This is a genomic window from Aromatoleum anaerobium, from assembly GCF_012910705.2.
Lineage (GTDB): Bacteria > Pseudomonadota > Gammaproteobacteria > Burkholderiales > Rhodocyclaceae > Aromatoleum > Aromatoleum anaerobium.
The window spans coordinates 401,487-420,846 of sequence record NZ_WTVG02000040.1 but is presented as its reverse complement, the minus strand read 5'-3'; the positions used below and the strand labels follow the sequence as shown (position 1 = coordinate 420,846).

Below are 19,360 nucleotides of genomic sequence, written 5' to 3'. Positions count from 1 at the left end.
TCAATCCGCGTGAGAACTGGGCGGCCAGTGTAAGCGCGCATTGCCGCCCCTCATGTTGTGCGAGCTGGCAGGCAGTTTCGGCCGAACTGCACTATCTGGCAATCGGGCAAATGGCAGCGTCGAGCGGGCGCTCGAATGTCGGCTCTGAAGCCAAGGGGACCGAACGGAAGTGGCCGAACGAGCTTCGCGGCATCCCGCTTGGCAGCGGAGCGCAGCGCCGGTCTGTCAAACTGGAGGGGCGCTGGTTCTTCGCTCGCTTGTAGAGCCGATACCCTCAGCTCATCGCACCTGCTCGAACTGCTCGCGCAGGCTCTCCACGGTGTCGCGCTCCCCGCGCACGTGGAAGAACGCGCCCTCGTCGTCCGCCCGCTCGTCCACCACCTCGCAATTCGCGTAGATGTCCTTGCGCCATTGCTGTGCCGACCAGGGAAGGAAGAGTTCGGCGGCGACAAGGTCCTGCTGGAAAAAGGTGACGATCCGCTGGCGCAGCTTCGCCACGTCTTCCGGACGACGGGCGCTCATCACGACGCAGTCCGGGTACTGCGCCCGCAACGCCGCTTCGCGTTCGGCTTGCGCCTCGGCATCGCCGACGTGGTCGATCTTGTTGAAGACGCGCAGGCGCGGCAGCACATCGGCGCCGATTTCCGCCAGCACCTGGTCCGTGACCTCCCGCTGGCGCTCGAAACCGGGATCGCTGGCGTCGATGACGTGGAGCAGTAGCGAGGCATCCAGCGCTTCATCGAGCGTCGATTTGAATGACGCGACGAGCCCGTGCGGCAGGTTCTTGATGAATCCGACCGTGTCGCTGACGAGCACCCTCGGCACGCTCTCCGGGTAGATGACCCGCACGGTGGTGTCGAGCGTCGCGAAAAGCTTGTTGGCGACCAGCACCTCGCTGCCGGTGAGCGCCCGCATCAAAGTCGACTTGCCGGCGTTCGTATAGCCGACGAGCGCGACGTTCGCAACGCTCTGACGCCCTTGCCGACGCGCGCGCTGCGTCTTGCGCTCGACCTCCATCGCATCGATTTCCTCCTGCAGTTCGGCGATGCGGTCTCGCACTTTGCGTCGGTCGAGCTCGGTGTGCGACTCGCCGGCGCCCCGGCCGCCGGTGCCGCTGCGCTGCCGACCTTGCGGTCCCGCGAGCTTCGCCGCCTCACGCAGGCGCGGGGCCATGTAGCCGAGGCGTGCGATCTCCACCTGCGCGCGGGCTGCGCGGGAGCGCGCATTGCGATGGAAGATTTCAAGGATGACCATCGTGCGGTCCGTCACCTCGCAGCCCACCTCCAGCTCGAGGTGGCGCGCCTGCGACGGCGAAATCTCGTGGTCGACCAGGATCACGTCGATCTCGTGGGACTTGCCGTCGACGACGCCGCCGGCGTCGACGAACTCGCGGATTTCCTGCCGCTTGCCGGTGCCGAGGTAGGCGGTCGTGTCGAAGCCGGAACGCTTCTGGATGAAGGTGTGGACGACCGTCAGCCCCAAGGTCTTCGCAAGCTCGCGCAGCTCGGTCAGTGACGCCTCGAACTCGACATCGCTCACGTTCGGCAGTTGGACGGCCGCGGCGACGGCGTACGTGGGCTTTCCCTGGACTTCGCTTTGCATTCGGAGATTACGTCTCGTGAGTGGGCAAAGCCGGATAGTACACTTCGGCGACGGCCTATTCGGTGAACTTCGCCAAAGCACGTATCCTTGCGTCCGTCCCGATTCGGTCGAGCTCCGCAGTGCGGTCCCCGCGCGCGTTCTTTCCCCTATCCGCCCGCAACCGCAACCCCCTATCAGAGCCCTGACTTCATGATCACCCTCAAGGACGTCACCCTTCGCCGGGGCGCCAAGGTGCTGCTCAGCCGCCGGCCAGACACGCCCGATTGAGTGGCGGCAGTGCTGCGGAAAACCGTCCCACGGCGTTCAGCGCCGTCGAACGGCAGGTGTCCAATTGATCGAACTGGCGGTATCGACCCACAAGAGACACTCATCATCGCGGCAGACCTGCGGCAGGTTTCTGAGTGAAGCAGTCTGTCAGGACGAGAGCCAGGGCGGCAGCGCAATGCCTCAGTGGTCATTGGGGAGGTGCCGGCAGGTCGCTATAGTTGTAGCAGCAAGGTCGTTCTGAATTTGCCTACGCTCATTTGATCACCTACCCGACTTGTAACGCTGAGACCTCAACCCGACTTTTCCCCGAACCGGACGAACGATTGCGATAGAAAGTCGATAAACGTCCGAATGCGTGTCGACAGCTGATGCCGCAGGGGATAAACCGCATAGATGTCGGCGTCTGGCGTCTGGTACTGGGGCAGGACTTGCACCAGCCGGCCACTGTTCAGATAACGCTTGATGTCCCATTCTGCCCGCATCAGGATGCCGTGGCCGTCGAGGGCCCAGTTCACCGCGATCTCGCCGTCGTTGGTGGTGAGGTTGCCGCGAACCTTGACGGCTTCCGTGTCCCGGCTGGGGCTGCGTAACGGAGAAAGTCGCCACACTCCGTAGGCCTCATCTCCCTGCCGAATGCCAATGCAGTTGTGGTGCGTCAGGTCATTGGGCACCTTGGGCTCACCCTGCGCCTTCAGGTACTTTGGCGAGGCGCACAGCAGGCGCCGATTGGGAGCCAGCCGCTTGGCGATCACGCGAGCCTCGGGGGGCGCGCCGAAGCGGATGCAAACGTCGAACTGGTCGTCGGTCAGGGGCGGCGGGGTGGCCGACAACTGCAACTGTGCGTCCACATCGGGGTACTGCGAGACGTAGCGCGAGATCACCGGCGCAATGTGCAACCGGCCAAAACCCAAGGTGGCATTGACTCGCAGCAAGCCTTTGGGGGTGCCTTTCGACCTCGTCAGAAGCTGGTCGAGATCGGCGATGTCACCCAGGATCCGCCGCGCGTGCTCCAGAAACACTTCACCTTCAGGCGTCAGGCTCATGCGGCGTGTGGTGCGGTTGACCAAGGGGAGGCCCAGGCGCGCCTCCATCTGGGCCAGGCGCTTGCTGACGGCCGGCGTGGTGATGCCGAGTTCCCGCGCCGCCGCACTGAGGCTGCCGCAGGAGGCCAGAGTGGAAAAGAAGCTGAGTTCTGCCGGTTGGATGCCAACGGTCATGGCGGGGCCATTGTTGAATTCAGGTTAACGATGGCTTGAATCCAGGCGCGCGTAGCGGCCAAGTCCAACTCCTACAGTGCACCCACTGCACCACCTACCACTGAGACAGGAGACACATGATGAAGACCTATAACATTGCCACGGTTCCCGGAGACGGCATCGGCAAAGAAGTTGTGCCCGCGGCCCAGCAAGTGCTGGAAGCGCTGGCGGCCTCGAGCCGCACATTCGGTTTCGAGTTCGAGAGCTTCGACTGGGGCGGCGACTACTACCGCGAACATGGTGTGATGATGCCAGAAGATGGACTGAACGCCCTGCGCGGCAAGGATGCGATCCTCTTCGGCTCGGCCGGCGATCCGGACATCCCCGATCACATCACGCTGTGGGGCCTTCGCCTGAAGATTTGCCAGGGCTTCGACCAATACGCCAATGTGCGCCCGACCCGCATCCTGCCTGGTATCGACGGCCCGCTCAAGCGCTGCGGCGCCGACGATCTGAACTGGGTCATCGTGCGGGAGAACTCCGAAGGCGAATATTCCGGCGTCGGCGGCCGTGTGCACCAGGGCCACCCGATCGAGGCCGCCACCGATCTGTCGATGATGACCCGGGCAGGGGTCGAGCGCATCATGCGCTTCGCGTTCAAGCTGGCCCAGTCCCGGCCCCGCAAGCTGCTCACGGTCATCACCAAGAGCAACGCCCAGCGCCACGCCATGGTGATGTGGGACGAGATCGCCGTGCAGGTTTCCAGGGAGTTCCCGGACGTGACTTGGGACAAGGAACTCGTCGATGCGTCGACCGCGCGCATGATCAACCGTCCGGCCTCGCTCGACACCATCGTCGCCACCAACCTGCACGCCGACATCCTCAGCGACCTGGCTGCGGCGCTTGCCGGCAGCCTGGGCATTGCGCCGACCGCCAACATCGATCCGGAACGCCGTTACCCCTCAATGTTTGAGCCTATTCATGGGTCGGCGTTCGACATCATGGGCAAGGGCCTGGCCAACCCGGTCGGCGCCTTCTGGTCGGCCGCGCTAATGCTCGAACACCTCGGCGAATCGGAAGCGGCCGCCCAGCTGATGAAGGCGGTGGAGAGCGTCACGGCAAACCCCGTTCTTCACACCGGCGACCTCGGCGGCACGGCGAAGACCGCCGACGTGACTGCAGCAGTGTGTCAGTTCCTCACTGGCGCAAAGTCCCTGGCCGCCTGATCGCCTCCACCGGCGCATTGCGCGCCGGGTTGGGCGAACACATCCACAAGAAGATAGGCGGCGCTGCTCCAGTTGCAGCGCCGCCGTGTCCACGCACCTGCTGACGATAACAGCGGTGGGGCGTCGGTACGCACGTTAGGAGGAGACCTCAATGAATCCGATGGAAATAACCCTGCTGCTGCTGCTTTTCGCCGCAGTCATGTTTGTCTGGGAAAAGATCCCGCTGGCGCTGACTTCGGTGATCGTCTGCCTGACTTTGGTATTGACTGGCGTGCTGGATACAAAAGTCGCATTCAATGGCTTCGTCAATACAAACGTCATTCTATTCGTTGCAATGTTCATCGTCGGTGGAGCGCTGTTCGAGACCGGCATGGCGAACAAGATCGGGGGGCTGGTAACCCGCTTCGCCAAGACCGAGCGCCAACTGATCATTGCCATCATGCTCATCGTGGGTCTGCTGTCCGGTGTGCTCTCCAACACCGGTACTGCGGCCGTCCTGATCCCGGTGGTGATCGGCATCGCGGCGAAATCGGGGTTCGCCCGTTCCCGACTTCTGATGCCGCTGGTCTTCGCGGCGGCCATGGGCGGAAACCTGACCCTGATCGGTGCCCCCGGGAACCTGATTGCACAAAGCGCACTGCAACAGATCGGCCAGGAGTTCAGTTTCTTCGAGTACGCGAAGATCGGCCTACCCATGCTCCTGTGTGGCATCGCGTTCTTTGCACTCTTCGGCCATCGGCTGCTTCCGGGCGGTAACAACACTGCCGATCCGTATGACCCCTCGCATGCACCCAAGCTCGACTACTCGGATGTTCCGAAGTGGAAGCAATACACCTCGCTTGCAATCCTGCTTGCGACTATTGCCGGGATGGTATTCGAGCGCAGCATCGGCATCCCGCTCCACATCATCGGCTCGATCGGCGCGGTCCTGATCGTCCTCACCGGGGTGCTGACGGAAAAGCAGGCCTACAAGGCGATCGACTCGCAGACGATCTTCATTTTTGGCGGAACGTTGTCGCTTGCCACTGCGCTCGAGTCCACCGGCGCCGGTGCGGCTGTCGCAACGAGCATCATGGGCCTGCTTGGCGATACCCCATCCCCGGTCCTGCTCTTGGTTGTGATCTTCGCGATTGCCTGTGTGCTGACGAACTTCATGTCTAACACTGCGACCACCGCGCTACTGGTGCCGATCGGCCTTTCAATCGCGGCCAGTATCGGTGCCGATCCAAGGGCTGTGCTGATGGCGATCGTGATCGGCGGTTCGTGTGCCTATGCAACGCCGATCGGCATGCCTGCCAACACGATGGTGCTCGCGGCAGGTGGTTACCGCTTCATGGACTACGTCCGGGCGGGGTTGCCCCTGATCTTCGTATCCGGTGCCGTCAGCATTCCGCTGCTGCTCATCTTCTTCCCGTTCTTCCCAAGCTGATCAACGTACAGCTCACACATTCAATCTCCGGTCGCCCCTGGCATGGGGCGCCCTCACCCGACCGCCCATTCCCCCAAAGGAGCGCGAAATGCAACGAGAAACCGAAATAACGGCCCTCACCGATGTGATGGCGAAGTTCACCTCCTACATCGGCAAGCGCCTTCCGAATGACGTCAAGGACAAACTGGCTGAACTGCGGACATTCGAGACCAACCCCCTCGCAAAAACGATCTACATGTCCATGGCCGACAATCAGGAGGCTGCAGACAAGCTGGACAGGCCGAGCTGCCAGGATACCGGCGTCATCCAGTATTTCATCAAGGCCGGTGCAAGGTTCCCCTTGCTGGGCGAACTCGAGGACATCCTGCGCAATGCGACGCTCGGCGCAACGGAGATGGGCCCGCTTCGCCACAACGCCGTGGAGACGTTCGACGAGAAGAACACCGGTACCAATACGGGCTCGAAGATTCCCTGGCTGGATTGGGAAATTGTCCCCGACGACGACTCCGCACTCATCGACGTCTACATGGCGGGCGGTGGCTGCACCCTCCCGGGAAAGGCCACCGTGCTGATGCCGGGAGAGGGCTACGAAGGGGTCACCGATTTCGTGTTCGATGTGATCACTTCGCGCGGCGTCAACGCCTGCCCCCCTTTGCTGGTCGGGATTGGCGTATCTACGTCGGTCGAAACGGCAGCACGACTTTCCAAGCGCGCGATCCTTCGCGAAGTGGGCTCCCACAACCCGAACGAGAACGCCGCAAAGATGGAGCAACTGCTGGAGGAAGGCCTGAACGAAATCGGTATCGGGCCACAAGGGCTGACCGGCAACAACAGCGTGATGGGCGTCAACATCGAATCCTCGGCGCGCCATCCCTCGACGATCGGCGTCGCTGTATCGACCGGTTGCTGGGCGCACCGCCGCGGAAAGATCCGCATCGATGCCGACCTGTCCTACGAAATCATCTCCCACAAAGGAGCAGTGCTGTGACCAAGAAGATTCTTACCACCCCCATCAAAAGCGAAGACCTGGAAAGCCTGAACGTCGGTGACACGGTCTATCTCAGAGTTTGTGAATCTTTCGTTCGCAGGACCGATTAGACGCGCGAGCGGGGTTAACGCCGTTTTGCTGGGCGCGATAGGGTTTTTGCATCGTTTGTGCTGCTATCGACGGTTCATTTGACGTTTTTCCCCATTTTTCGCCCCTTAAACCCCGATTCCGGGAACTGCGGACGCACCTGTCCCTACCCCGAGCAATTCCGGTGCGAGGCTGACCATGCGCATCAGGTTGTGCGCCAAAGCAAAGATCAGCATCACACACTTGACCTTCGCCAGACCCCGCACCCGGAACTGCTGCAGGCCGCGGTTGCGGCTGTGCGCATTGACGCATTCGGCCGTTGCCGCTCGCCGCTTGTAAATGACCTTGGCCTCGTCCGTGCCCATCCGCTGCCGCCAGGCCGCCACCGCTTCGCTGTCGCCGGCCTTCGCCTGGTGCGGATCGACCGCCTTGTCCTTGGGTTGCGGCACCGGCCCATAAACGACGGTGCTCCGGCTCGCCTGCTCGATCTGCTCGTGCCCGACGTAGCCGCCATCGACCAGCCAAGCCTCCGGGGCCTGACCACAGCGCGCGGTGACCTGCTCGATCATCGGCACCATCTGCCCTTGGTCGCTGCCGACGGTGGCCACCTCGACCCCCACGATCACCAGCGAGTCGGCGTCGCTCGCCAGCTGCGGGTTGTACGCCGGCCGAAAGCCGCCGTCGCCCATCTTCATCACCGTCGCTTCGGCATCGGTCATCGACGCGCGCGCCTGGTCGGGGTTTTTGCCTTGCCGCTGCTTGATCGCTTCGATCTCGGGCAGCCGCGCCAGCGCTTTCTCAAGACGCGCTTCACGCTCTTTCGCCGCCCGTAGCCGGGCCGCTTCCCGCGCCCGTTCGGCCTGCGCCGGGTCCGCCTCCACCTCGGCTTTGAGCCGCGCCACGGCCGCGCGCGCCGCCTCCAGGTAGCCTTCGAGCTTCTCCTTGCGGCGAAACGAGCCCGCCCCGGCGCTGGCGCGCACCCGCATCCCGTCCTGCGCCACCTGTTTGAGCTTGACCACCCCGGCCGCCATCAGGCTGGCGATGCTCACACTCAACAACTCGTCCAGCCCTTCGCCCTGATCCTTGCGAAAGTCCGAAAGGGTGTGGTGATTGACCTGAACCCCGCCGCACAACCAGCGGTAGGCGTCATGCGATTCGAGCAGCCGTGACACCGCCCGCGCGCTGCCCACCCCGTCGAGCGTGGCGTACAACCACAGCGCCAGCAAAATCTCCGGCGCGATTGCCGAGCGGCCCACCCCGCCATCGACCGCACGAATCCCGGCGTAGAACCGTGACAGGTCCTGCCGCTCGACGTACGCCCACACCAGGCGCGCCCGATGCCCCTCCGGCAGCAGTGACTCCAGGTCACTTGCCCGAAACTCCATCTGCCCCCGGTTGGGCAGCAGCACCCGTGCTCGCATCTTCGTCATCGGCGCAAATCCAGACCTCGTAGCAAGACCTAATTATAACAACGGCATATAACTGGCCGGGGATTTTTCACAGCCTCTCACCGGACACCTGGTTACGTGCCGCGACGTCGCCCATCGCCGGCTCATCGAGCAGAAGCGCGAACTGCCGGTGGACCTGAAGGGTGGCGCGATCTTTCACGCCGGCCCGATCGTGCGCAAAAAGGATGACGGAAAGTTCGAGATGGTGTCGATCGGGCCGACGACGAGCATGCGGATGGAGAAATTCGAGCGCGAGTTCATCAAAGAAACGGGCGTCAAGCTGATTGTCGGCAAGGGCGGCATGGGGCCCGAGACAACCGCCGGGTGTCAGGAGCACAAGGCCGTACATGCGATCTTCCCCGGCGGCTGTGCGGTGCTTGCGGCGACCCTGGTAGAGGAAATCGAGCGGGCCGAATGGCAGGACCTGGGCATGCCCGAGACCCTTTGGGTGAACCGTGTGCGGGAGTTTGGTCCGTTGATCATTTCGATCGATACCAAGGGCAACAACCTGATCGAGCAGAACAAGGCCAGCTTCAACGCAAAGAAGCAGCCGGTCATCGATCGGATCAAGCGCCAGGTAGGTTTCATCAAGTGATCGTTCCGGTCGCCCTTGTCCGTTGCGCAGGCCGAGCTCCAAGCTGACTGACCGAGTAGGAGGTTTACCGTGAATTCGATCAAAGATCCGAGGCAACTGCTGCGCCGCATGTTTGATGCCGCGGTCGCCAGCGCGCAGCCGGCGCAGTGCATACCACTACACCTACCGGCGGAGCCGGCCGGGCGCCTGGTGGTCATCGGCGCCGGCAAGGCTTCGGCGGAGATGGCCCGGGCCGTGGAGGCCTACTGGCCGGGCGAATTATCCGGCCTGGTGGTTACCCGCTACGGCTACGCCGTGCCGTGTGAGCGGATCGAGATCGTTGAAGCCGCCCACCCGGTGCCCGACGCCGCAGGGCTGGCCGCTGCGGCGCGGATGCTCTCGGTAGTGGAGGGGCTGTCTGCCGACGATCTGGTGCTGTGTCTGATCTCGGGAGGAGGTTCGGCCCTGCTGCCGCTGCCGGCGGAGGGACTAAGCCTGGAGGACAAACAACAGGTCAACCGCGAGCTGCTGCGCTGTGGCGCCACCATCGGCGAAATGAACTGCGTACGCCGCCACCTCTCCGCCATCAAGGGTGGGCGCCTGGCGGCGGCTTGTCACCCGGCCCGGGTGGTGAATCTGTTGATCTCGGACGTACCCGGCGACGACCCCATCAACATCGCCTCCGGGCCCACCGTTCCCGACCCCACCACCTGCGCCGATGCCCTGGCGATCGTGCGCCGCTACGGTCTTGACCTGCCGCCAGCGGTGCTCGATCTGCTCGAATCCGGGCGCGGTGAATCAGTCAAGCCCGGCGATCCCCGCCTCGCGCGGGTGCAAACCCACATGATCGCCGCCCCCCAGCTCGCCCTCGAAGCCGCGGCGGCGGTGGCCTGGGAGGCGGGGCTGGCGGCCCACATCCTGGGCGACGCCATCGAAGGTGAAGCCCGTGACGTGGGCAAGGTGATGGCCGGCATTGCGCTGCAGGTAGCCGACCGCGGCCAGCCCTTCACTCCGCCCTGCGTGCTGCTCTCCGGGGGCGAGACCACGGTCACGGTGCGGGGCCGCGGCCGCGGAGGGCGCAATGTCGAATTCCTGCTCGCGCTGGGCGTCGCCCTGGACGGACATCCCGCCATCCACGCCCTGGCGGCGGATACCGACGGGGTGGACGGCCAGGAGGAGATTGCCGGCGCCTTTCTCTCCCCCGACAGCCTGGCCCGCGGCTGGGCCCAGGGCCTTCGGCCCCGCGAGGCCCTGGCAGATAACGACGGACACGGCTTCTTTGGCGCCCTGGGCGATGCCGTCGTCACCGGCCCGACCCTCACCAACGTGAATGATTTTCGCGCCATCCTGATCACCCACGAGACGGCTGGCCGCCACAACAATTAAGGAACCGAGACATGCACCGCATCCGCAACGCCAAGATCGTCGCCACCCTCGGCCCGGCAAGCACCGACCGGGCCACCATCCGGGCGCTGTTCGACGCCGGCGCCGACGTTTTTCGCCTGAACTTCAGCCACGGCAGCCACGAGGATCACAAACAGCGCCTCGACACCATTCGCGCCATCGAGCAGGAAACGGGTCGTCCCGTTGGCGTGCTGCTCGATTTGCAGGGCCCCAAGCTGCGCCTGGGCACGTTTGCAAAGGGGGCGGTCCAGCTCGTGGAGGGAGCCGCTTTTCGCCTCGACCTGAACCGCGACCAGCCCGGGGGGCAAGAGCGGGCGCCGATGCCCCACCCTGAGATCTTTGCTGCCCTGGAAGTCGGCACCGATCTACTGGTCGACGACGGACGGGTGCGCCTGCGGGTCGAACGCTGCGGCCCAGACTTTGCCGATACCCGGGTCATCAACAGTGGCACGGTGTCCGACCGCAAAGGGGTGAACGTCCCTGGGGTAGTGCTGCCCTTGTCGGCCCTGACCGCCAAGGATCGTGCCGATCTGGACTACGGCCTGACCTTGGGCGTCGATTGGATCGCGCTTTCCTTCGTTCAGCGCCCCGAGGACATTATCGAGATCAAAGCCATCGTCCAGGGCCGTGCCGGGATCGTTGCCAAGCTGGAGAAGCCGGCGGCCATCGGCAGCCTGGAAGCCATCGTCGCGGAGAGCGACGCGGTGATGGTGGCCCGCGGTGATCTGGGCGTCGAGATGCCCCCCGAGCAGGTGCCGGCGATCCAGAAGCGCATCGTCCGTGCCTGCCGCAAGGCCGGCAAGCCGGTGATTGTCGCCACCCAGATGCTCGAATCGATGGTGGTCGCGCCGGTACCAACGCGGGCCGAAGCATCCGACGTGGCCACCGCCATCTACGATGGTGCAGATGCAGTCATGTTGTCGGCCGAATCGGCTTCCGGTGCCTATCCAGTGGAAGCAGTGCGCATGATGGACAGCATCATTACCCACACCGAAACCGATCCGCATTACCGCGACGCCCTCAATGCCGGATGTCCTCCGCCCCGCGTCGACATGGCCGACGCGATCGGTGCGGCCATGAGCTGTGTGGCCGACGTGCTGCAGGTAGCGGCCACGGTGGCCTACACCAGCTCCGGCTATTCAGCCCTGCGTATGGCCCGGGAGCGGCCCCGGGCGCCGATCATCGGCATGACCCCGCGGCTTGTGACGGCCCGCAGGCTGGCCTTGGCCTGGGGAGTGCATCCCGTGCTGTGCAGCGATGTCGCGGATGTCAGCGAAATGAGCGAGCTGGCCTGCGATACCGCACAAAAGGAAGGTTTCGGCCAGGCCGGCCAGATGATCGCCATCTCGGCGGGCATGCCCTTCGGCACCTCTGGCACCACCAATTTGCTGCGCATCGCCCGGATCGGCTGATGCCGCGGTCGAGCAACGCGCGCATCACCCACCAGGCGTCACCAAATATGCAGATGGAGAACACAGCATGGCATTGATTCAGCAGGTTCGCGGCTTTGAAATCCTGGATTCCCGCGGCAATCCCACCGTCGCCGCCGAGGTGATACTCGAAGGTGGCGCCCGCGGTTTCGCCGCCGCCCCCTCGGGCGCGTCCACCGGCGCCCGCGAAGCCCTGGAACTGCGCGACGGCGACCCGCATCGCTACCTCGGCAAAGGCGTTCTGCAGGCCGTCGCCCACGTCAATGGCGAACTGAACGCGGTACTTCAAGGCTGCGAGGCGGCCGACCAGGCCGGCGTGGACCAGCGCATGATCGACCTCGATGGCACCTCCACCAAATCGCGCCTGGGAGCCAACGCCATCCTCGCCGTGTCCCTGGCCTCGGCCAAGGCGGCGGCCGCGGAGGCTGGCCTGCCCTTGTATCGGCACCTGGCCCAGCCCACCTGGCCGGTGCGCCTGCCTGTGCCGATGATGAATATTGTCAATGGCGGCGCCCACGCGACGAACAGCGTCGACATGCAGGAGTTCATGATCCTGCCGCTGGGGGCGCCGAGCTTCTCCGAGGCGCTGCGCTGGGGGGTCGAGGTGTTCCACGCCCTCAGGCTCCTTCTCAAGGGTCGGGGCCTGTCCACTGCGGTAGGCGACGAAGGTGGCTTCGCGCCGGACCTGCCATCTAACGAGGCCGCCCTGGAAGCCATCCTCTCCGCCATCGAGCAGGCTGGCTACAAACCCGGTATCGACATCTACCTGGGCCTGGATGTTGCCAGTTCGGAATTCTATGAGAACGGGCATTACGAACTCGCCTCCGAAGGCAAGCGCTTCGATTCGGCCCAATTCGTGGACTACCTGGCGGACTGGGTGGACCACTACCCGATCATCACCATCGAAGACGGCATGGCCGAGGACGACTGGGCGGGCTGGAAGCTGCTGACCGAACGACTCGGTCACCGCGTGCAACTGGTGGGCGACGACCTGTTCGTGACCAACACCGCGATCCTCAGCGAAGGAATCGCCGCCGGGGTGGCCAATTCCATCCTCATCAAACCCAACCAGATCGGCACCCTCACCGAAACCCTGGCGGCCATCACGATGGCGGACCGGGCCGGCTACAGCGCAGTGGTCTCCCACCGCTCTGGCGAAACCGAGGACACCACCATCGCCGATCTGAGCGTGTGCACTGCTGCCACCCAGATCAAGACCGGCTCCCTGTGCCGCTCCGACCGGGTTGCCAAGTACAATCGCCTTCTTCTGATCGAAGCTGAACTGGGTGCGAATGCGATTTATCGCGGCCACTCAGCGTTCCCGAGCCGCGCCTAGAAGCGATCGCCATCCACCCCCTGCGTTTCCCGCGGCCAGTTGCGTGATGAAAATGCCGTCGTCCACGCACTGGCTTCAGGCCCGCCGCCGCAGGCTTGGATGCATTTCTTCGCAGTGAGCTGGAATAGGATGTGGCTGTAGAACGAATGTCATCAGGGTCGGGCTCGACGGGCGCCAAAGTAGGCCGGATTGATTTCTGCTGATCTGCTCCGAACAGCCCAAAAACCTTCGCTTGCAATTCCGGGGGAGCCCATAGGTCCACAAATGGCCGACGACGCGACGAAGGCGGGGTGACGGTGATCGGCAGCTACCTGAACGGAGCAGTCACCCGAATGGCCGGTGTGCAGAGGCGAAGATCGGCAGCTCCTGGCCGGAAGTGTGATTCTGAGGGGCGCTGTAAACCTGACGTTGGCAAGCCGCCGAACGGCATGCTGGCCGGCAGTTCAAGCCGGCGATGCGACGAGGGCAGTAGGTCGGCGAACGTCAGCTACTCTTGTGAAGTTGCCATCCGACTGAGTAGTCCGGGTCGGGGACAAAGGGCAGGGCGCTCAGTGGTCGGAGCCAGGGCACCCTTCGATCCGGAGGGCCTTATTGCCGATGAGTCGCTGGACGATTGCCGGATGGGCGCGAAACGTATGCCATGCGCCGGGCCATGGTGATGTAGTCGATGTCCGTGTGTTACCGGTAGGGCAGGCAGGGATGGCCGCCCCAGCGCCGCCGTCGTTCTCATCGAAACCCCTATGACAGCGCCATCAGTGGCTAGCTTGCGGAAGTCCGCCGCGAGCAGACCAAGCATGCACCACGATTCGATCAGACTTATCCACAGCTAGCGTGGGACAGCTCTGTGGATAAGGTGTGCGCAACCGTGGCGTGCGGCGCGGCTGCAGGCCACGGGGGCGCTGCCTAAGTGTGGGGCGAAGCACGCTTTACAGGTATCCGCGGCCGTGGCACGCGGAGCAGGGCTGGTCCTCCCACGTTGACTCCATCCCCCGGCCGTTGCACGCCCGGCAAACGTCGTCGTTTGAGCCCCGCTCACGCCCGGAGCCGCCGCAGGCCCGACAAGGCCGTTCAACGTTCGTCTTGTTTTCGCGGACGCCGCGACAGTACGGGCAGGAGCGTTCATCGTCGAACATCGGGAGTCTCCCTGGTCAGAAGGTGCTGTTGAGACTCGAAAGGACCTGGGGTGACAAATCCTGCCACCCTGCCGGATCGTCGGTCGTGACGCAGTAATGGCCCGACACGCGCGTGCCTGAGCCGTCGCGCGCCAACTCGAGATTGAGCTTGTACTGACGCTTTCCGCTCGCCACATCCTGAGAATGGACAACTTGCTCGAGTCGGTAACGGGCTCCCGGGATCGTCTCGTGGAGGTAGCCCGCAAGGTTGATTCCGGCCTCGACAGTCATAGTTTGTCGGCTGAGTTCAGCCGGATTCATGAAGCCGTACCGGGCGGTTGCGCGTGCATATGTGGAGTCAACGTCGCGCACCGAGCGTTTGGCGAAGTTGTAACACACCAGGTTCTTAACCCAGTTACGATGGATTCTCTGTCCGAACGTCTCTTCCTTGTTCTTTTCGGCAATTGGGACAGGCTGCGTATTTGGAGCAGGGCGCTCCCTCAATCGGTCTCGCGTCTCATCCGCCTCGCGCTTTGACCGCTCCTCGCAGGCTTGGCGATCCGCCGCCCCGAGGCACTTCATGCCAAACACGATTCCGTCGAGCACGTCGGCCCGGGCCGACGTGGTGCCGAGTGCCACCGGAAGCAACAAAGCCAAGCCGATGGAGCGCAGTCGCCTCATCATCCAGTCGGTCTCCATGGTCCTCACCTAACCTGATCCACAGAACTTTCAGGCCATCCACAACAGCACGATGGATGTGGTGACCATAGCCCGCAGAATATCGAACGTCATGTCACGAGTTGTTTCGCCGCCCGCGCCGTAGGCTCGCCATTTACTGATGGCCACGTACGCAATCCACGTCAGCAGCACCATGGCCGCGAGCTCTGTCAACATAGTGCGCACCTCGTCCATCTGGTACCCCGTCGCTGCCCGGAAGCCTTCGCCCGCGCTCCCGAAGCCGTGGCTCTTCACACCGGACAGAAGGTCCGACGATGCTGCGCTCATTGGGGGTGGGGTATGGACGTAGCCTCCGCCTCCCGACTGGGTCGGATTGCCGGCGAGCACATCCGCCCAAGAGGGCGCCGAGCCGCCGACGCTGTAGCCGGCGAACGCCGAGAGGTAGGAGGTCATCGTCGTACCGTTGCCGTCCTTGGGGGTCGTGGCACCACCGGAGCTCAGCCAGTCGCCGACCTTTCCAGCACCCACGAGATGCGCCGCGGCCACCAGGCCGGACTGGGTGATCATGATGCCGTTGACAGTGGAGCCGACGTAGTTGTCGGCGCTGTAGACCCGCCTCAGCGTGTCCCACACCTGCGCGTGGTAAGCGGCGACCGTCTGCATCTGTGCGTCCGGGTTCGCCAGGAAGTCGTCCAAGGACGTGACGCCGAACTTGCCCGTCCAGTTTCCGGTCCAGTCGTTCTTGGAAGTTCCGCCGCCCGCATAGAGACCGACGTCCTCCAGAGCGGCCTCGCCGAACTGGAACAGGCCCGCATAACCGTGCGGGTTGATCGCGGCCGGGTTGAGGCTGCTTTCGCGCTGGGCCAGCGCCTTCAGGAAGTCCGTGTAGGTCACGCCCGCCCAAGCGAAGGTGGCCACCAGGAGCAGCAGGCAGGAGAGGCGGCGGGGTAGGCTCATCGTGCTCTTCCTATCGCTCGGGACATGGCGTGCCGTCGGCCTGGATGGATCGGGCATAGTCGTACTCGCCCTGAGGGCCCAGGCGCCAGAGTCCCTCGCAGAAGCCGCGCCCGCCCAGGGCAATGTCGCGCCAGCCGAAGGTTGCGGTCGGCAGGATCCGGTAGCCGGCGGCGCCGGCATCGAGCAGCCGGGCCCAACGACCGTCGCGGCGTCTGGCATAGAGCCAGACGCTCTTGCCCGTCATGCCGGACGTGCAAGTGTTGCCGGCCAGGATAAACATCTCGGGCACACGGTCGCCATTCAGGTCCTCGAGCGCGACTTTCGGGTGCATCGCGGTTTCACAGCCACGGGCAGTGCTGACGACCACGCCGTCGCGCAAGTCGAGGGGGGTGAGGGCGGCGATTGCGGCGCGGTCCGCGCCCGAAAGGTTGCCGGACGGCACCGAGGCGAACAGCGCGCCGGCAAGCACGTGAGCCTTACCGGACGGTTCGGCGGCAAGGCCCACGGTGAGATGAAGCAGCGCGAGGGCGGCCACGACGAACGCTTGGAACAAAGGGAAGCACTTCATAGTGGCACCTCATTGCGAGATCGAGCCGTCGGCGGCGATCAGGACGGGCCAGACGAAGATGCCGGCTGCCTCCAGGAGGTCGTCGGCGGGCATCGGCACCATCGGCAGGCCCGTGGCGATGCGCAGCCGCTCCAGATCCGCCGGCGAGCGTACGGCCGCCACGATGCCCCGCGCCCCCATGTCGTGGAGCGCCTGCAGGTTGCGCTGCAGCCACTGCTGGGACGGCGCATCGTCGCCGACGATAAAGATGGGCTGGCCAGGGCCGCCTGGCAGCCTCGCGGGCAGGGGGTTATGCAGCAATCGCCCAGGCCCGGCGCGGGTGGATACCACCGGGAAGGAAACCGCGGCTCGCGTCACGGCAGCGGGCCCCGGCGAAACCGGACGCGGCGCCGGGGAAGCCTCGCGACGCAGGTCCGGTGCGATCGGGACGCCGCCGGCGTCGTGGATGACGGTAAGCGGCATGGCGGGAAGATCCGCCGGCCAGACGGGGAACGCCAGCGTCCCGGCGATCACAGACACGAGCACACGCATCGTCATCACCACATGCCCCACTGGAGATACCCGATGAACTTGCCCCTCACGCGGCAGCAGGCGTACGGCCGCCACAAGGTATAGGCGTAGCTCCCGGATTGCGTCGTCTTGGCGTCCCCATAGGAGACGGGGCTCAGCGTGTCATTCAAGCCGAAGACGTGGCAGCCGGTGGGGACCGCCACATTCATCTGCCACAGTCCGCCGAGGAGGTTCGTCTCCATGGCGGGCGGGGGATCCCAGACGAGCTGACCGTCGCGCACCCCCCGCTTCCCTGAAGACACGGGCACATACACGTGCGGCTGACCCGAGCGGGTCACGAAGTCGGCGATCCGCTGGGAGAGCACGGCGGCCCCTTTCACCTCGTGCTGTTGCACGACTTCGCCGGTGCGCGGATAGACGTTGCCCCAGGTGTTGGTCGGCCAGGATCCCACCTCACGCATGCCGGGGATCCATGAGGCCGGATAGAGCAGCTCGGCCGGCAGGTAGGACCGCCACACCATGGCGTCCAGGGTGGACTGGTAATAGGGAACGAACGGATCGACGGCCGTGGGGCAGGTGCCGACGCGGGTGGCAGGGTGACCAATGGCATCGGCGTCGCGGAAACGCCGGTTCTTGTCGGTGCGGTCGCCCTGGGAGTGGGTGCCCGCGCTGTCGGAGAGCGGCGTGGTGAGGAGCGAACTGAGTGTCGTCTTGGTCGCAGCCGCCAAGGGAATGCCGATCTCCGGCCACGGATGCGTGGCGACATCGTGGTAGGTGCTCACCACCAGGTCCGGCGCAAAGTGAGAGAACCGTGTCGAGGTCTTCACGCTGCACCCGAACGGCGAGCACACCAGCCAGAAGCAGATCCCCGAGGCGTGCCAGGCGCTGCAGGTCGGGTAGCTCGCAACGGCCTGGGCGACGAGTGCCGCGGTCGTGGTGACTTCAGCCGCCATGCCGTGTGATGCCAGCGTCCCGACGCACAGGGATGCAGCAAAGTGCCGGACGAAGCGGCTCATTGGCTTGGCCCTCATCCGCCCCGCGCCCGCCACGCATGGTAAAGCGCCCGGGCCTCCTCGACATCGAGGACACCGTAGACCACGGCCCGTCGATCGAAGACGATCGCGGGCACTTTCGTCAGCCCGTACTGGGCGGCGAGCGCCAGGGCTTGCGCGCCCGCACTGGCGCCCTGCCGTTCGGCTTGGCTCAAGGCATCGAAACGTCGGCGCGCAAGGGCTGCGGCCTGGGTCGGATCCGCTGGCAGACCAGCCGACAGCGACGCGGCAAGGTGCTCGACCGCATCCACATGGAACACCTTCGCCCCCTGGGCGCCCCGAACCTCGTGGGTGGCGAGCAGGAAGATCTCCACCTGTTCCTGTGCGCCGACGAGTGGAACTGCCCAGATAGAGGCCACCAGGGCGGTCACCAGCCGCGTGTGCAGGCTACTCATCGCGCAGCCGCTCGCGTCAGCGCCGCATCGAGCTCTTCGCGCGGCATCGCGCCCACGATTCGCCGCCCGTCGCCCAAGACGAGCGTCGGCGTGCTCCGGATCTCCCGGGTACGGCCGAACTCCACGATGCGGCCCACCTGCTGCATGGCCGGCTCGCACTGCGGCGCGATCGCCTGGGGAGGCGGAGCGCCGTCCATATAGGTCTGCCACTGCCGGTCCCGCTGGTCGCCCGGCTCGCACCAGGCCGAAACCGCGGCCGGGATCGACTCGGGCGAGACCACCGGATAGGCGAAGGTGTAGATCGTGACGTCGTCGAGGGCGGCCAGACTGCCCTGCATGGAGCGGCAGACCGGGCAGGCGGGATCCTCGAACACCGCCAGCTTGCGGGCGCCGTTCCCGCGGACCGTCTTGATTGCCAAGTCGAGGGGCAGCTCGTCGAAGGGAATTGCAGCGAGCTGCTCGAGGCGTGCCTGGGTGAGGTCCCGCTTCTCCGCGATGTCGACGAGCCGACCGTCCACGAAGGCGTAGCGACCGGTCGAATCGGCGTAGAAGACCTCCCGGCCGTTGGTGACTTCGAATATGCCCGGGACGGGGGTCGCGGCGACCGCGTCTGGCAGTACTTCGCCGCCAGAGTGGCGAGAGATTGCCGCCTTGATCGTTTCAAGCCGATCATCCCCGTGCGGCTCGGCACCGGAGGCGAAGCAAGCGCCGACGGCTAGGGCGACAGCGCTTGCACTGCGCAACAACTTCCCCATGGACGTTCCGGGTGAGGCAGCGTACTTTTGTTGAGCGTAGAGAGATGTCATTTGGAACCGCTCCTTGGAGATGGCTGTGAACACTTCGACTCGTATCACTGGTGCGCTGCTTGTTGGCGCTATCGGCTTGCTGGCTGGTCTGGCACGAGTTGTATTGGCCTTTGCGGAAACTGAAGCCCAGGAGAAGGGCGCTGAGCAGGATCCGCTTGGTCAGCGTGCCTTCTTTGGCGACGCTGACGACGCAGAGGGTGCTGCCTACACCGCATACGGGCGCGAGCCGGTCGTCGCAGGGAGAAATGGGGAGCCTGTTGGCGCGTACTCCGGGTTGCCGATCGCTCACTACTAA

The 19,360-nt window shown here is 64.7% G+C and carries 18 protein-coding genes; 8 read left to right on the top strand and 10 right to left on the bottom strand.

Features of this window, described 5'->3' with window-relative positions; translation table 11 throughout:
• Positions 1-279: 279 nt before the first annotated feature.
• Both hflX and GO606_RS17490 read right to left on the bottom strand, forming a co-directional pair.
• Positions 280-1,602 (bottom strand): GTPase HflX, encoded by a 1,323-nt coding sequence (hflX, locus tag GO606_RS17495; RefSeq protein WP_041645482.1) that lies wholly within the window; start codon positions 1,600-1,602, stop codon positions 280-282.
• 557 nt (positions 1,603-2,159) lie between these two features.
• Positions 2,160-3,086 (bottom strand): LysR family transcriptional regulator, encoded by a 927-nt coding sequence (locus GO606_RS17490; protein WP_169120002.1) that lies wholly within the window; start codon positions 3,084-3,086, stop codon positions 2,160-2,162.
• 116 nt (positions 3,087-3,202) lie between these two features.
• Between GO606_RS17490 and GO606_RS17485 the strand changes: the two genes are divergently transcribed.
• The 3 genes from GO606_RS17485 to ttdA all read left to right on the top strand — a co-directional run bounded on the left by GO606_RS17485 (position 3,203) and on the right by ttdA (position 6,708).
• Positions 3,203-4,291 carry a tartrate dehydrogenase gene (locus GO606_RS17485; protein WP_246979712.1) on the top strand — a complete coding sequence of 363 codons (1,089 nt, stop codon included), beginning with the start codon at positions 3,203-3,205 and terminating at the stop codon, positions 4,289-4,291.
• Between the two features lie 151 nt (positions 4,292-4,442).
• Positions 4,443-5,720 (top strand): SLC13 family permease, encoded by a 1,278-nt coding sequence (locus tag GO606_RS17480; RefSeq protein ID WP_169120000.1) that lies wholly within the window; start codon positions 4,443-4,445, stop codon positions 5,718-5,720.
• A gap of 88 nt (positions 5,721-5,808) precedes the next feature.
• Positions 5,809-6,708, top strand: coding sequence for a L(+)-tartrate dehydratase subunit alpha (gene ttdA, locus GO606_RS17475; RefSeq protein ID WP_169119998.1), 900 nt, complete (start codon positions 5,809-5,811; stop codon positions 6,706-6,708).
• Positions 6,709-6,923: 215 nt separating this feature from the next.
• On the opposite strand, the gene GO606_RS17470 is transcribed toward ttdA, so the two are convergent.
• Entirely contained in the window at positions 6,924-8,225 is a 1,302-nt protein-coding gene (locus GO606_RS17470; protein ID WP_246979332.1) for an IS1182 family transposase, read from the bottom strand.
• A gap of 52 nt (positions 8,226-8,277) precedes the next feature.
• Between GO606_RS17470 and ttdB the strand changes: the two genes are divergently transcribed.
• From ttdB to eno, 4 genes are all read left to right on the top strand, one after another.
• Positions 8,278-8,838 carry a L(+)-tartrate dehydratase subunit beta gene (ttdB, locus tag GO606_RS17465; protein ID WP_343316363.1) on the top strand — a complete coding sequence of 187 codons (561 nt, stop codon included), beginning with the start codon at positions 8,278-8,280 and terminating at the stop codon, positions 8,836-8,838.
• Positions 8,839-8,946: 108 nt separating this feature from the next.
• A complete protein-coding gene (locus GO606_RS17460) occupies positions 8,947-10,203 on the top strand; it encodes a glycerate kinase type-2 family protein (protein WP_169119687.1) in 1,257 nt (418 codons plus the stop codon).
• An 11-nt stretch (positions 10,204-10,214) separates the two neighbouring features.
• On the top strand, positions 10,215-11,633 hold the full coding sequence (pyk, locus tag GO606_RS17455) for a pyruvate kinase (protein WP_169119686.1): 1,419 nt from the start codon (positions 10,215-10,217) through the stop codon (positions 11,631-11,633).
• Positions 11,634-11,700: 67 nt separating this feature from the next.
• The gene (gene eno, locus GO606_RS17450) at positions 11,701-12,987 is read left to right on the top strand and encodes a phosphopyruvate hydratase (RefSeq protein WP_144179891.1); all 1,287 of its coding nucleotides are present in this window, start codon (positions 11,701-11,703) and stop codon (positions 12,985-12,987) included.
• A gap of 1,148 nt (positions 12,988-14,135) precedes the next feature.
• Here the strand turns inward: eno and GO606_RS17445 are convergent.
• The 7 genes from GO606_RS17445 to GO606_RS17415 are packed head-to-tail and all read right to left on the bottom strand — an operon-like array spanning position 14,136 to position 19,065.
• A complete protein-coding gene (locus GO606_RS17445; RefSeq protein WP_169119685.1) occupies positions 14,136-14,798 on the bottom strand; it encodes a hypothetical protein in 663 nt (220 codons plus the stop codon).
• Between the two features lie 30 nt (positions 14,799-14,828).
• Positions 14,829-15,734 carry a DUF3262 family protein gene (locus tag GO606_RS17440; protein ID WP_169119684.1) on the bottom strand — a complete coding sequence of 302 codons (906 nt, stop codon included), beginning with the start codon at positions 15,732-15,734 and terminating at the stop codon, positions 14,829-14,831.
• A 10-nt stretch (positions 15,735-15,744) separates the two neighbouring features.
• The gene (locus GO606_RS17435) at positions 15,745-16,302 is read right to left on the bottom strand and encodes a hypothetical protein (RefSeq protein WP_169119683.1); all 558 of its coding nucleotides are present in this window, start codon (positions 16,300-16,302) and stop codon (positions 15,745-15,747) included.
• Between the two features lie 9 nt (positions 16,303-16,311).
• On the bottom strand, positions 16,312-16,833 hold the full coding sequence (locus GO606_RS17430) for an integrating conjugative element protein (protein ID WP_169119682.1): 522 nt from the start codon (positions 16,831-16,833) through the stop codon (positions 16,312-16,314).
• Between the two features lie 5 nt (positions 16,834-16,838).
• Positions 16,839-17,828, bottom strand: a complete 990-nt coding sequence (locus GO606_RS17425) for a TIGR03756 family integrating conjugative element protein (protein WP_169119681.1) — start codon at positions 17,826-17,828, stop codon at positions 16,839-16,841.
• A gap of 11 nt (positions 17,829-17,839) precedes the next feature.
• Complete coding sequence (locus GO606_RS17420; protein WP_169119680.1) at positions 17,840-18,259, bottom strand: TIGR03757 family integrating conjugative element protein; 420 nt, start codon at positions 18,257-18,259, stop codon at positions 17,840-17,842.
• Positions 18,256-19,065 carry a DsbC family protein gene (locus GO606_RS17415; RefSeq protein WP_169119679.1) on the bottom strand — a complete coding sequence of 270 codons (810 nt, stop codon included), beginning with the start codon at positions 19,063-19,065 and terminating at the stop codon, positions 18,256-18,258. Before GO606_RS17415 ends, GO606_RS17420 begins: the two co-directional genes overlap by 4 nt.
• Positions 19,066-19,090: 25 nt before the next feature.
• Between GO606_RS17415 and GO606_RS17410 the strand changes: the two genes are divergently transcribed.
• The gene (locus tag GO606_RS17410; RefSeq protein ID WP_169119678.1) at positions 19,091-19,360 is read left to right on the top strand and encodes a hypothetical protein; all 270 of its coding nucleotides are present in this window, start codon (positions 19,091-19,093) and stop codon (positions 19,358-19,360) included.